At 60.7% G+C, this 12,685-nt stretch carries 13 protein-coding genes and 1 tRNA gene; 13 read left to right on the top strand and 1 reads right to left on the bottom strand.

Going from position 1 to position 12,685, the window contains the following annotated elements:
• The first annotated feature begins 24 nt into the window (after positions 1 to 24).
• Positions 25 to 936, top strand: a complete 912-nt coding sequence (locus tag T8A63_RS05315; RefSeq protein WP_322345192.1) for a pirin family protein — start codon at positions 25 to 27, stop codon at positions 934 to 936.
• 19 nt (positions 937 to 955) lie between these two features.
• Here the strand turns inward: T8A63_RS05315 and T8A63_RS05310 are convergent, their stop codons facing one another.
• Positions 956 to 1,540 (bottom strand): TetR/AcrR family transcriptional regulator, encoded by a 585-nt coding sequence (locus T8A63_RS05310; protein WP_067624529.1) that lies wholly within the window; start codon positions 1,538 to 1,540, stop codon positions 956 to 958.
• A gap of 75 nt (positions 1,541 to 1,615) precedes the next feature.
• Here T8A63_RS05310 and T8A63_RS05305 point away from each other — a divergent pair, with 75 nt between their 5' ends.
• The 12 genes from T8A63_RS05305 (at position 1,616) to T8A63_RS05250 (ending at position 11,724) form a co-directional block, all read left to right on the top strand.
• The gene (locus T8A63_RS05305) at positions 1,616 to 1,999 is read left to right on the top strand and encodes a hypothetical protein (protein ID WP_067624540.1); all 384 of its coding nucleotides are present in this window, start codon (positions 1,616 to 1,618) and stop codon (positions 1,997 to 1,999) included.
• A gap of 103 nt (positions 2,000 to 2,102) precedes the next feature.
• On the top strand, positions 2,103 to 3,389 hold the full coding sequence (locus T8A63_RS05300) for a homoserine dehydrogenase (protein WP_322345191.1): 1,287 nt from the start codon (positions 2,103 to 2,105) through the stop codon (positions 3,387 to 3,389).
• Positions 3,390 to 3,863: 474 nt separating this feature from the next.
• Positions 3,864 to 4,826 (top strand): class II fructose-bisphosphatase, encoded by a 963-nt coding sequence (gene glpX / locus T8A63_RS05295; protein ID WP_067624535.1) that lies wholly within the window; start codon positions 3,864 to 3,866, stop codon positions 4,824 to 4,826.
• 54 nt (positions 4,827 to 4,880) lie between these two features.
• Positions 4,881 to 6,620 carry a single-stranded-DNA-specific exonuclease RecJ gene (recJ, locus tag T8A63_RS05290; protein WP_322345190.1) on the top strand — a complete coding sequence of 580 codons (1,740 nt, stop codon included), beginning with the start codon at positions 4,881 to 4,883 and terminating at the stop codon, positions 6,618 to 6,620.
• Positions 6,621 to 6,737: 117 nt separating this feature from the next.
• Positions 6,738 to 6,812, top strand: a tRNA-Glu gene (locus T8A63_RS05285).
• A gap of 95 nt (positions 6,813 to 6,907) precedes the next feature.
• On the top strand, positions 6,908 to 7,309 hold the full coding sequence (locus tag T8A63_RS05280; RefSeq protein ID WP_300052315.1) for a prepilin peptidase: 402 nt from the start codon (positions 6,908 to 6,910) through the stop codon (positions 7,307 to 7,309).
• A gap of 168 nt (positions 7,310 to 7,477) precedes the next feature.
• Positions 7,478 to 8,545, top strand: a complete 1,068-nt coding sequence (locus T8A63_RS05275) for an ATP-binding protein (protein ID WP_322345189.1) — start codon at positions 7,478 to 7,480, stop codon at positions 8,543 to 8,545.
• Positions 8,546 to 8,555: 10 nt separating this feature from the next.
• On the top strand, positions 8,556 to 9,158 hold the full coding sequence (locus T8A63_RS05270; RefSeq protein WP_322345188.1) for a patatin-like phospholipase family protein: 603 nt from the start codon (positions 8,556 to 8,558) through the stop codon (positions 9,156 to 9,158).
• A gap of 178 nt (positions 9,159 to 9,336) precedes the next feature.
• Positions 9,337 to 9,723: a hypothetical protein gene (locus tag T8A63_RS05265; RefSeq protein ID WP_322345187.1), complete on the top strand. Its 387-nt coding sequence runs from the start codon at positions 9,337 to 9,339 to the stop codon at positions 9,721 to 9,723.
• Positions 9,724 to 10,103: 380 nt separating this feature from the next.
• Positions 10,104 to 10,574 carry a hypothetical protein gene (locus tag T8A63_RS05260; protein ID WP_067622443.1) on the top strand — a complete coding sequence of 157 codons (471 nt, stop codon included), beginning with the start codon at positions 10,104 to 10,106 and terminating at the stop codon, positions 10,572 to 10,574.
• A complete protein-coding gene (locus T8A63_RS05255; RefSeq protein WP_067622440.1) occupies positions 10,571 to 11,395 on the top strand; it encodes an HTTM domain-containing protein in 825 nt (274 codons plus the stop codon). The genes T8A63_RS05260 and T8A63_RS05255 overlap by 4 nt, the downstream gene beginning before the upstream one ends.
• Positions 11,392 to 11,724, top strand: a complete 333-nt coding sequence (locus T8A63_RS05250) for a DCC1-like thiol-disulfide oxidoreductase family protein (RefSeq protein ID WP_322345186.1) — start codon at positions 11,392 to 11,394, stop codon at positions 11,722 to 11,724. The genes T8A63_RS05255 and T8A63_RS05250 overlap by 4 nt, the downstream gene beginning before the upstream one ends.
• The last annotated feature ends 961 nt before the right edge of the window (positions 11,725 to 12,685 follow it).

Raw genomic sequence — 12,685 nt, 5'->3', positions numbered from 1 at the left:
TAAGCAACCGCAAAGGAGAGCATCATGTCCCTCAGACCCACATTGGAAACCCGCTGCGCCACGCCCACAATGGAAGGCGCAGGCGTCAAATTGCACCGCGCCTTCGGCTTCCACGATCCGTCGGAGCTGGACCCCTTCCTGCTGTTTGACGACTTCCGCAACGACCGGCCCGAAGACTTTGAAAAGGGCTTCCCTTGGCACCCCCACCGCGGGATCGAGACGATCACCTATGTGCTCGAAGGCACCGTGGAACACGCGGATTCGCTGGGTAACACCGGCGATCTGAACGCGGGCGACGTGCAATGGATGACCGCAGGCTCGGGCATCTTGCACCAAGAAATGCCGCGCGGGAATGCCGCCGGGCAGATGCATGGCTTCCAGCTTTGGGGGAACCTGCCGTCAACCCAGAAGATGACCGCGCCGCGTTATCAGGATATGAAATCCGCCGACATTCCTGTGGTGACAGATGACGACGGCACGCGGGTCAAGATCATCACCGGCGAGTTCTGGGGCAAACGGGGCCCCGTCGATGGCATCGCCGCCGATCCGCAGTATTTGGATGTGTTCGTGCCAGCGGGGGTCAGAAAGACCTTTAAGATCGACACTTACCGCCGGGCCTTCGCCTATGTTTTCCAAGGCACGGGTGCGTTCGCGGATGCCTCCGCCCCCTCGGGTGTGCTGCTGGAAAAAGAAGTCGGCGGCGAAGAGGTCAACATCCGCGATATGTCGGGCGACCGGACGCTGATCCGTTTCGGCACCGGGGATGAGGTGACGGTTCAGGCTGGCGAGGAAGGTGTGCGCTTTCTTCTCATCTCTGGCGCGCCGATTGAAGAGCCCGTCGCGTGGCATGGGCCAATCGTGATGAACACCCGCGCCGAATTGCAGCAGGCGATGCGCGATCTGAACAACGGGACTTTCATCCGCCCGGCGCATTGAACCGAAGGGCCGTGGCCGCTCAGGCGGTCACGGCCTTGCGCACCATATCCCAATATTGCGCGACAACCTCGTCCAGCGACAGCCGCCCGCCCGCGCGGTACCATGTGTTCACGCCCGTCAGCATCGCGATGATCGCCAGCGTCACGATCTTGGTGTCGGCGACGGAGAAATCGCCGCTGGCAACTCCGGCGCGGAGGATCGCTTCCAACCGGTCCTCATAGTCGCGGCGCAGACGCTCGATCACGGCGAAATTCTCCTCCGTCAGATTGCGCAGTTCCATATAAGCGATGAAAACCTCATCAGGCCGATCCGCGTGAAAGCGGATGTGGAAGGCCACGAAGTCCTGCAACTGCTGCAGTGCAGAGCGGTCTGCATTGTTGGGCGTTTCGGCCAGCAGGTCGGTCATATGTGCCCGCATCAGGTCGAACAGAAGGCTTTGTTTATCGGGCGTGTAGTTATAAAGCGCCCCGGCCTGAACGCCGACCTCAGCAGCAATCGCGCGCATCGACACGGCGGCATAGCCGCCCCGTGCAAAAAGCCGCAGTGCAGCTGCGCGCACGCGCGGGCCAGTGATATCGGAGTGTGAGCCTGTGGTTCTTGCCATGGCGGCAATTTAATGAACAAGCGTTCAAAAGCAAACCCCGCTTGCGCGAGGATCACGGCTGGGGCAGAACGAGGCATGACCCTCATGCGCACGCCCCGTCCTTTTTCGATTGCCGCCTTGCTTCTAGGCGTGACGCTATTCGCGGGTTGCGCGCAATTCCCCGAACTTGATCGCACGATCACCCCCGAACTCGAAGCCGCGCCCTACCCCGACATTGTGCCGATCGCCCCCCTTTTGGCCCAAGCCACGGCCGGGCGGATTGACCCAGTGCAGACCGAAGCAGAGCTTAGCGGACGTGCAGCACAACTAGAGGCACGCGCCGGACGGGTATCCAGCAATAGCACTGATACCACCACCGCCGCACGGGTGGCACGGCTGCGCGCACGGGCCGAACGTTTGCGCCAACAGCGGATCACCTCTGACGAACGTGAACGTCTGGCGCAGACACCAGCACTCTGAAGCGCGTTTGGCGCGTTGCACGCAGGCGCTGAACCAGCTACATCGCGGCAATGCCCGGCCAAGCCTGCCGGGCCTCTCAGATCAGACCAAAAGGACCACCACCATGTCTAAACCGCTTCGCCTCGGGATTGCTGGATTGGGAACTGTGGGTGTGGGCGTGCTGCGCATTCTGCGCCAGCAAGCCGCCCTGTTAGAGGCCCGCACCGGCTGCGCGATGACGGTTTCTGCGGTCTCTGCCCGCACCCGCAACAAGGATCGCGGGCTGTCGCTTGCGTCTTATGACTGGGAAGACGATCCCGTCAAACTGGCGACCCGCGATGATGTCGATGTTTTCGTCGAACTGATGGGCGGCGCGGACGGCCCTGCCAAGGCCGCGACCGAAGCCGCCCTGGCAGCGGGCAAGCATGTGGTCACGGCGAACAAAGCCATGCTGGCGATACACGGCCAAGCGCTGGCCGAACAGGCCGAAGGCGCAGGCGTGGCGCTGCGCTATGAGGCCGCCGTGGCGGGCGGCATCCCGGTCATCAAGACGCTGATGGAAGGGCTTGCTGGCAATGAGATCACCCGCATCATGGGGGTGATGAACGGCTCGTGCAATTACATCCTCACCCGGATGGAGGATTCGGGCAAAACCTATCAAGAGATTTTCGCCGAAGCCGATGGGCTGGGCTATCTCGAAGCCGATCCGCAATTGGATGTCGGCGGCATCGACGCGGCGCATAAGCTGGCGATCCTGTCTTCCATCGCATTCGGCACCAAAATCGACTTTGATGGCATCCAGCTTGAGGGGATCGAGCGGGTCGCCATCGAAGACATCCGCGCCGCCGCCGACATGGGCTACAAGATCAAACTGCTGGGCGTCACCCAGAAAACCGGCCGCGGGCTGGAGCAGCGGATGATGCCCTGCCTCGTGCCGCAGACCTCGCCTTTGGGGCAGCTTGATGGCGGCACCAACATGGTGGTGATCGAAGGCGATGCCGTGGGCCAGATCGTGCTGCGCGGTGCCGGGGCAGGTGAAGGGCCGACGGCCAGCGCCGTGATGGCCGATATCTGCGATATTGCGCGCGGGTTGCGCGGGCCGGTCTTTGGCCAGCCCGCCGAGACGTTAGAGCAAACCACCCCCGCCAGCAGCCAGCGCCCTGCCCCCTATTATCTGCGCATGGCGCTCGTCGACAAACCCGGTGCACTGGCGAAAATCGCCACCGTGCTGGGCGAAGCGGGCGTGAGCATCTACCGGATGCGCCAGTATGAACATTCCGACACTTCTGCCCCGGTTCTGATTGTGACGCATAAGACCAGCCGCAATGCGCTGGTTGAGGCGCTGGCGAATATGGACAAGACCGGCGTGCTGGCGGGTGAGCCGGTCGCGTTGCGGATCGAAGAGGTCTGAAGGTTTGCGTTGAGGGCCATCGCCTGCCCGCGGGTCGGCGATCTGACCGCGAATATTGCCACTTTATGGTGCAGCCAAGATGTACCTTCGCAAAGTAGCACCCAGCCCCACCAAATCGCCTACCCGTCTGGGCGGGCAGGCGATGGCCCGGCGCCTGCGGCTTGATTCCGGGCTTAGGTGGCATTTGGAGCCAAGCTCCGGCGTTTGCCAGCGGATCGGCAAACTGAAGGCAGCGACATGCCACTTTATGGCGCAGCCGTGATGTGCGCTCCGCGAGGGTGCACCCAACCTCATCAAATCGCCCACCCGGTCGCGCCAAAGGTGCGCCCTTATAATACGGCACGCCTTTCGCGTGACGGCCCGGCGCCTGCGGCTTGCTTCCCGGCCAAGTGCTACCTGCGCCCAACCCAAAACTTGCCCCGAGGCCCGCGCGAGGGTACAGGACAGAAAACACATTGCACCCAAGGACACCTCATGACCGCTTCTGCCGAATTCCAAGACCGCATGCTCTCACTGGGCCTCGCCCGTGTTTCCGAAGCCGCCGCGCTGGCCTCGGCCAAGCTAATCGGCAAGGGTGACGAGAAGGCCGCCGACCAAGCCGCCGTCAACGCCATGCGCGAACAGCTCAACATGCTCGATATCGCGGGCGTCGTGGTCATCGGCGAAGGCGAGCGTGACGAAGCCCCCATGCTTTATATCGGCGAAGAGGTCGGCACCGGCAATGGCCCCGGCGTGGACATCGCGCTTGACCCGCTTGAAGGCACCACGCTGACCGCCAAAGACATGCCCAACGCGCTGACCGTGATCGCAATGGGGCCGCGCGGCTCCATGCTGCACGCGCCCGACACCTATATGGACAAACTCGCCATCGGTCCGGGTTTCGAGACCGATGTCGTCACCCTCGACATGACCCCCGGTGAGCGCGTCGAAGCGCTGGCCCGCGCCAAAGGCTGTGCAGCTTCCGACATCACCGTTTGCATCCTCGAACGTCCCCGCCATGCGGATATGATCGCCGAGGTTCGCGCCACCGGTGCTGCCATCCGCCTCATCACCGACGGCGATGTGGCAGGTGTGATGCACTGCGCCGACCCCGAGACCGGCATCGACATGTATATGGGCCAAGGTGGCGCACCCGAAGGCGTGCTGGCCGCTGCCGCACTGAAATGCATGGGCGGGCAGATGTATGGCCGCCTGCTGTTCCGCAACGACGACGAAAAAGGCCGCGCTGCCAAGGCCGGGATCACTGAATTTGACCGCATCTATTCGCGCGACGAGATGGTCACCCAAGACGTGATCTTTGCCGCCACGGGCGTCACCGGCGGCAACATCCTTCCGGGCGTGAAACGTGAGCCGGGCTGGCTGACCACCGAGACGCTGATCATGCGCTCGCGCACCGGTTCGGTCCGTCGCATCAACTACCGCACCCCGGCAGAGTGAGGGCCAGATCGGCCCTTACCCCACCCCCTTCCATAACGGCCAAATGAGGTCCGCATGAGCTTTCTCGGTGTCGAAACATCTTTGACCGGGCGGCGCTGGATCGGCCCTGACCTGGAACTGACCCGCGCGGCGGAACTGCTGGTTCAGCGCGCGGGCCTGCCCGACCCGGTGTGCCAAGTGCTGGCCCGCCGCGGCGTGCTCGACACCGAGGCGGCGGGCTTTCTGGCCCCCGCCCTGCGCGACCTGCTGCCCGACCCGCGCTCCTTGCGCGATATGGAGGCAGCGGCGACGCGGTTCCTTTCGGCCCTCGAAAAACGTGAACGCATCGCGATTTTCGCTGACTACGACGTGGATGGCGGGTCTTCCGCTGCGTTGTTGCTCGTCTGGCTGCGCGACATGGGCCACCGCGCGACGCTCTATATCCCTGACCGTATCGACGAAGGCTATGGCCCCAATGACGAGGCCATGTCGGCACTGGCCGCCGACCATGACCTGATCATCTGCGTCGACTGCGGTACGCTGTCTCATGGCCCCATCGCCGCTGCCAAGGGCGCGGATGTCATCGTGCTCGATCACCACTTGGGCGGAGAGACGCTGCCGGATGCGCTCGCTGTGGTGAACCCCAACAGACAGGACGAGGACGGCACGCTGGCGCATCTCTGCGCCGCTGCGGTGGTGTTTCTGATGCTCGTCGAAGCAGGCCGCCAGCTGCGTGAAGCGGGCCAGAAGGGGCCGGACCTCATGGGGATGCTAGACCTCGTGGGGCTGGCCACCGTGGCCGATGTGGCCCCGCTGATCGGCGTCAACCGCGCCTTTGTGCGTCAGGGTCTCAAAGTCATGGCCCGCCGCGCCCGCCCCGGTCTGGCCGCCCTTGCCGATGTGGCGCGGATGGACACGGCCCCCACGGCCTATCACCTCGGCTTTCTGCTTGGCCCCCGCATTAACGCAGGCGGGCGCATTGGCCAAGCCGACCTTGGCGCACGGCTTTTGGCCACCGCCGACCCGCATGAGGCCGCCGCATTGGCCGAGCGACTGGACCAGCTCAACACCGACCGCCGCGAGGTCGAAGCCGCCGTGCGCGCCAGCGCCATGGCACAGGCCGAAGAGCGCGGCTTTGACGGGCCGCTGGCATGGGCCGCTGGCCCCGGCTGGCACCCCGGCGTGGTGGGCATCGTCGCCTCGCGCCTGAAAGAAGCCGCCAACCGCCCCTCCATCGTCATCGGCGTCGAAGACGGCATTGGCAAAGGCTCTGGCCGCTCGATCAGTGGCATCGACCTTGGCGCGCCGATCCAGCGCCTTGCTGCCGAAGGGCTGCTGATCAAGGGCGGCGGTCACAAGATGGCAGCGGGCCTGACGGTGGCAGAAGACAAGATCGACGCGGCGATGGAACGGCTTGGCGAATTGCTCACCAAACAAGGCGCACATCTGGCCGGACCAGCTGATCTGAACCTCTGCGGCATGATGATGCCCGGCGCGGCCACGGTGGAACTCGCCGAAATGGTCGACCAGGCCGGCCCCTTCGGCGCAGGCGCCCCTGCCCCGCGCTATGCCTTCGCCGATATGCAAATCCGCTTTGCCAAACGCGTAGGCGAGAACCACCTCAAGGTTAGCTTTGGCGACGGTCTGGGCGCGAACCTCGAAGCGATTGCGTTCGGCGCCTACGACGGCCCCCTTGGCCCCGCGCTTGAAAACCACGGCGGCGCGCGCTTCCACCTTGCCGGGCGTCTCGACATCAATAATTTCCGCGGTCGGCGCACAGTTCAACTGCGTTTGGAGGACGCCGCACGGGCCTGAAAACTTTTTCTAGAAAAAGTTCATTTTTCTGCTTGCAGCCCCCCGCCGGATTACTTAAACGTCCGCTCACAGACAGAGCAGCAACACACGAAACGCTGCACTGACCTGACAAAGAGTGGCCCGTTCGTCTATCGGTTAGGACGCCAGGTTTTCAACCTGGAAAGAGGGGTTCGATTCCCCTACGGGCTGCCACTTATCCAACTTCTCCATAAAGAGCAACCGGCTAGAGACCCTCTGCACGGCTGAATCACAACGTAACCCACAACGGAACGCCTTCGAACGCGGATATGTCGCCTGCCCTATTCATTGCGAGCACGGCCATTCTGGCCGTGTTGCTGGGTCTGCTGGTACGGATCGACCTGCGCGAGAAGCGCCTGCCGGACCGGTATACCTTGCCGCTTATCGTTCTGGGGCTTTCGCTAAATGCCTATGCTGGCGGCACATTACCGGTGGGCGAGATCTGGGGGGCGATTGTCGGCTATGTGACCTTCTGGGCGCTCGGCAGTTTGTTTTTCAGACTGAGAGGGCAAGAAGGGCTTGGGCTCGGCGATGCGAAGCTTCTGGCCGCCGCTGGGCGTGGCTGGGGATTAGCGCCTTGCCAATGGTCGCCCTGTGGATGCGCGAGGGTTTCGCACGCTACCTGGTCAGGGGCGAACTGGCACGGTTCGACGAGCTCGCAACGTCCTTGACTGAGCGTGGGCAGAACGGCTGGGCCGAGTTTGATGAAGACCCGCAACTGTGGGCTGCTTTTGTACATGCACATGCCTCGCCCAAGCCGGTCCCCAAAATTTCCACCTGAAGCCCCACCCCCACCAAGGCCAGACAACCCACCGCCGTTTACATTAGGCGATGACAATATGAGGCTGGAGAAACGTATCGTGCTGCTTGACCGCGATGGCATTCAGATCGCGGGCCATATTGAACGGTCGGCGCTATTTGAGCGGCGCCCCGTATGCGCGAACAACACCTGCGCGGGCGCAAACCTTCTTGGCTATATCGGATTAAACGCGCCGATGGAGCAGCGAGATGCGAGCGACACATTCTTTCTGCGCGGGCAGTATGCGTCTCTTGCTCTTGCAGCGCTGATCGCCATCGCCCTCTCGGCTGCGGCTGCGTTTATCATCGCGCGCCAGTTGCTTGAGCCCATTCGGCGGTTGGAGGCCGGAGCGAAAACGATGGCTGCGGGCAATTACACGGCCCGGATCAAACAGGACCGAAGTGACGAATTGGGGCAGTTGATCGGCCCCTACAACACCTTGGCGGCTACACTTGAACAAACCGCCAAGGCCGAGCGTGAATGGATTTCCAACACCAGCCACGAACTGCAGACGCCGCTTGCGGTGCTACGCGCCCAGATTGAGGCGCTACAGGACGGGATCCGCCAGCCCGACGACAAAACGCTGACCGAAATGCATGCAGCGCTCATGCGACTGTCGCGTCTCGTACAGGACCTCAAAACACTGTCCTATGGCCGCGAAGCCGAGCTGACATCGTCAATTGAACAAGAAGACCTCCCGTCCCTTGTGAAGCAGGCGGCTGAAACGATGCGTTCAAAGCTCAGCGCTAAAGGGATAGAGTTGGAGCTTAATCTGCCGATGCAGATGTGGGTTCCCTGCGACCGAGGGCAGATTGGCCAAGTCATGGATAACCTGCTTGAGAACGCTTTTCGATATACCGATGGGCCCGGCCAGATACGCGTTAATCTGCAAGACGGCGAGGGTTTCGCGCAGCTGACTGTAGAGGACACGCCGCCAGCCGCGCCCGAAGACGATGTGGACAAGCTGTTTGACTGTTTCTACCGCGTGGAGGCATCGCGGTCTCGCGCGCATGGGGGGTCTGGGCTGGGGCATCACGGCGCCCGACCACGAAAACCATCGGGCTCAATCACAGCTTACCGAGCACGGCCAATCGCTCGGTGCCCCTGAGGGAATTAAGATGATTTGCACGAAACCAAACAAGGGCATTGTGGGCCGCCGTTCGTTTCTCATGGGCCTTGGGGCCACCGCCCTTTCAGCCTGCACAGGCCCCGTTCAGACGCCTTTGGCGACGCGCGTCGAAACGGACAATGACCCGCTGTCGCGGTTTCGTCTCTTTGCGGATGATGGGCCGGATGAATGGCGCAAACACCTGCATCCCCCGTCATCCTTACCGGACCCCTCTGCCGGGCCGAACGTGCTGGCCCTATCCGGCGGTGGTGAAAACGGTGCTTTTGGTGCGGGCGCGCTTGTGGGCTGGTCCAAGCGCGGCGACAGGCCCAATTTCGACTTGGTGACCGGCATTTCAACCAGTGCCCTCATCGCTCCGTTTGCGTTTATGGGACCGGATTACGATAATGTTCTGACGCGCGTTTTCGCCGAAAGTGACGCAGGTGACATCATGCGGATGCGGCCATTTCAGGCGGTCTTCAGCCACGCACTATATGACACCGCGCCGCTGGCTGCGTTGATCACCAAGCACACCCCACCCTCGTTCCTTCGTGCCATCGCGCAAAAAGCACAGAGCGGGAAAGAGCCTGCTCATTGTCACCTCGGAACTTGATAGTGCGCGGGCCTCGGTCTGGGACATGGGCGCCATCGCCGCCGCAGGGTAATACGAGCGGTTTCGCAGCATCCTACGTGCCTCTGCCGCCCTGCCGGGGCTCTTTCCGCCGGTAAATCTGCGATACACTGCCGGGGGTAAAACCTATGCGGAAACGCATGTCGACGAAGGCGTACACATGCAGTTTCTGGCGGTCCCCAACTTCGCGTTCACGCCCCCTGACCACAGGCTGAAAGGCGGGCATATTTACGTCCTGATCAACAACACGCTTAATCCGGCTTCTGAAACAGTAGGAAGGTCTGCGTTAAGCATTTCGCAACAGGCACTCACGACCACAGGCCAAGCCAACGCATTGCTGCAGGTCAACGCGACCCAGCTTTACGCACGCGAACGGGGGCTACGCTTTTCGGTAACTTCAATCGATCCGAAATCTGGGATCGTCTATGATCCGTCGGATCGGTTTTCATCGACCTATATGAACGCTCTTTATCAACACGGCGTAGAGCGGGCGCAGAGCGGTACACTTTGGACGAACGCAAAGGAGGAGTGGCCGCCACAGCAGTAGCACCGAGAAAATCGAGTGCGCCCCGAAATTAACGGATTGAACATGCAGGCCCAATCAGAAAGGTGCTTGCACCCTCATCGGTTCGTTATTTTCTGCGTTCGCTGATGGGTGTTTTTATTCAAAATGGGCAGATTGCAGTTGTTCCCTGCAGGTGCCGAAGATCGGGGCAGATAGGAGCGAAGGAAGTAAAATCACCCCTGCCGTTGAGCAATGTGAACTGCGGGGTTTCAGTCACTTATCAAGCACCCAACCGCCCAAACCCGATGCAATTTCTATGTTTCCCAACCATGGCTCGCATTTCGCCCAATTTTCGTCCCGATTTCTTAACATGGTTGTGTGAAAACTAGATACTGGCGCAAGCAGTGAAAGAGGCAGCAGCAATGACCGATGTACCCACACCAGAAGCCGTGTCACGCCCGCAGAGCGGAAATTTTTCGATGTTAGCGCGCCACATTGCTTTCGGTTTGTTTGCGGTATTGATCTATCTAGGCCCGGCTCCTGGACAGATCTTCGGCTCCCATTCGCCATGGCTGCGCGAGTGGGTCATGTTCTCTGGGGTGGGTGTGGGCATTCCCAATGGCCGCTTTGTCGTGCGACATGAGGATGGTGCCGAGACAATGCACACCCCATTGGAAGCGGCAGATATCGAGCAATATCCGTTGATTTTGCACTACCTTTTCGAGAATCGCATTTTCGCGACAGAGCATTTCGCCCATTTTGCCGCGCCCCTATGCGCAACGGCACCTGAAACAAGTTCGGTTCGTTTCGAAGGGGCGGTTGGAACCCGTCAGGGCTGGCAAGCCTTGAAGATCGAAAATATCTGCGCCTCCAGCGAAGGAGAGCAACCATGAACGCTGGGGTGATGTTGCGCGACTTCGTCGCTTGGGGCCCTGACGCCACTGGTCCAACGCGGGCAGTTGCGCTTTTGCGAATTGGGCTGGCAACCATGGCAATTGTCCGCTTCGGTGCCGAAGTCGCACCCTTCGCGGCGGAAACATTCAGCGAACTTCTGCTGGGATTGGTCTTCTTTATCTTTGCAATCGCAGCCCTGCTGGGCGTCCGCGCCAGACTGTCAATCGGCCTGCTTGGGCTGACAATATTTCTTCTATACGGGATGAGACAAGCAGGCCTTGGTACCGCGGGTTGGAATCATCACCATGTCTATCTTCTTGGTATATCGTGTATTTTCCTCATGTTTACGGATTGCGGCCGGTCTTATTCCTTTGACCGATGGACGGCCATCCAAAGCGGAAATCGGGTTCTACCTGAACATGGCATCTTGTGGGGGCAGCGCCTGATCGCCCTGCAAATGTCGGCACTCTATTTCTGGACCGCGGTGGACAAATCAGACCAAGCCTTCATTTCAGGACAAAGGCTCGAACAGATTTTCGTTTGGAGCTATTCAGGTCGCACGCTTGAGATACTTCTCGCCTCTCCCATGCTCCTTGCGTTGATGTCCTGCGCCGTCTTAGTCGTAGAATATTTCCTCGCCTATGCGATCCTTACCCGGCGCCATCGCGCAACGGCCATTTTCATCGGGTTAAGCATGCATTCGACGTTCTACCTGTTGCTCCCCGTCAGCACCTATTCTGCGACGATGATGCTGCTATACGTTGCGTTGTTGGACCCGCAATCCGTCCAAAAGTTCACAAAAAGGATGCAAGAGCCATGACGCCTCTGCGGATCGTCTACGATGGTGAATGTCCGTTTTGCGCAAACTATGTCGCGCTCCTTCAACTTCGGGAAGGCCATGCCGTTGAGCTGATCAATGCGCGCACCGATCGAACCAGGGCCAATTGTTATGGTCTGGATCTCAACGATGGGATGATCGTCGATCTTGACGGTGAGGTTTTCCATGGCGCGAAAGCTGTCGCCCTGCTCTCGCGTCTGTCGCGGCGGCGAGGGGTTTTAAGCTCGGACCGAGTGGCGAAGGCGGTCTACCCGGTGATGCGTTTTGGTCGGGCGGTAACACTCAAGGTTTTGGGCCGAAAACCTCTCTGACCCGCGCCGAGCTAGAACGGTGACACTGCTTTGCCCATAGGCGACGCCGTTAGCGCCCACGCGCAACCCTAAGCCAAAAATTGACGCCGACAGTGCAGGTCTACAGTTCACGTGCATTCAGCAACAGGTCAACGCAGCGGCAAAGATCGCGGAGGCTACTAGGCCATCGACCAGCACAGTATCCGTCAGATCCGCCAGCCTATGGCGAAGCCCGACATACCGGCGCGGCAGAAACACTCGATGCGCTCGGCCGGATGGGCTGGAAAGGCTATGCAGGCACCTTCGACGATTTCGACCTGCCGACGCCCTTGGCCGAGGACGTGCAGCGTTCCGGCAAAAAACATGTCGTGAACGGCAATAGCTGAAACGGAGAATAGACCTCGGCTGGGTTGTGTGACGCAACCGGCGACAAATCGTCGGTGGTAATGAGGGGCTGCTGTACTGGTGGGTGGCGGGGCACGCTCATCTTGACCCAGGGTGTCCTTTCCTCTCGTTTGAACACAGCAATTTTTGGGTCTTCAGTATTTGCCTTGGTCCGCACCAAGCCAAGCCTCCAACCAACCGAAGAATCCTCTGAAATCTTGCTGCCATGCAGGACGAATTTGCTTTCACACATCCACTACCTGCGCCCAACTGTCGCCCATTTATCGCCCTGACATTTTTGTGAGAGCTCCGCGAGAGGTGACCGCAGGCGTGCCGATATCTCATCCCTCCACAAGTGCCTTAGTGTAGGAGATGCAAGCAGCCGATACACGGAGCGCATCGCGGCACAGCCATGAAATAGATGATATTCCACAACAATATCAAGCCCTTGATACACGCTTTCCCGCCCATCCGCACCCCTCTTTTCGCGGCATGCCAGCAGGGTCCACGCCCGAGCACCCCCTGCCTAACCCCTACAGTTCCCTCGCTAATTTCTGCCAAGCCCCTCTCCTGCGAAACAGTCTGTTTCTGAGAAAAT

Origin of the sequence: Sulfitobacter sp. OXR-159, from assembly GCF_034377145.1 — a bacterium.
Lineage (GTDB): Bacteria > Pseudomonadota > Alphaproteobacteria > Rhodobacterales > Rhodobacteraceae > Sulfitobacter.
The sequence above is the reverse complement of the archived record's forward strand: the minus strand, read 5'-3'. Positions and strand labels throughout refer to the sequence as shown.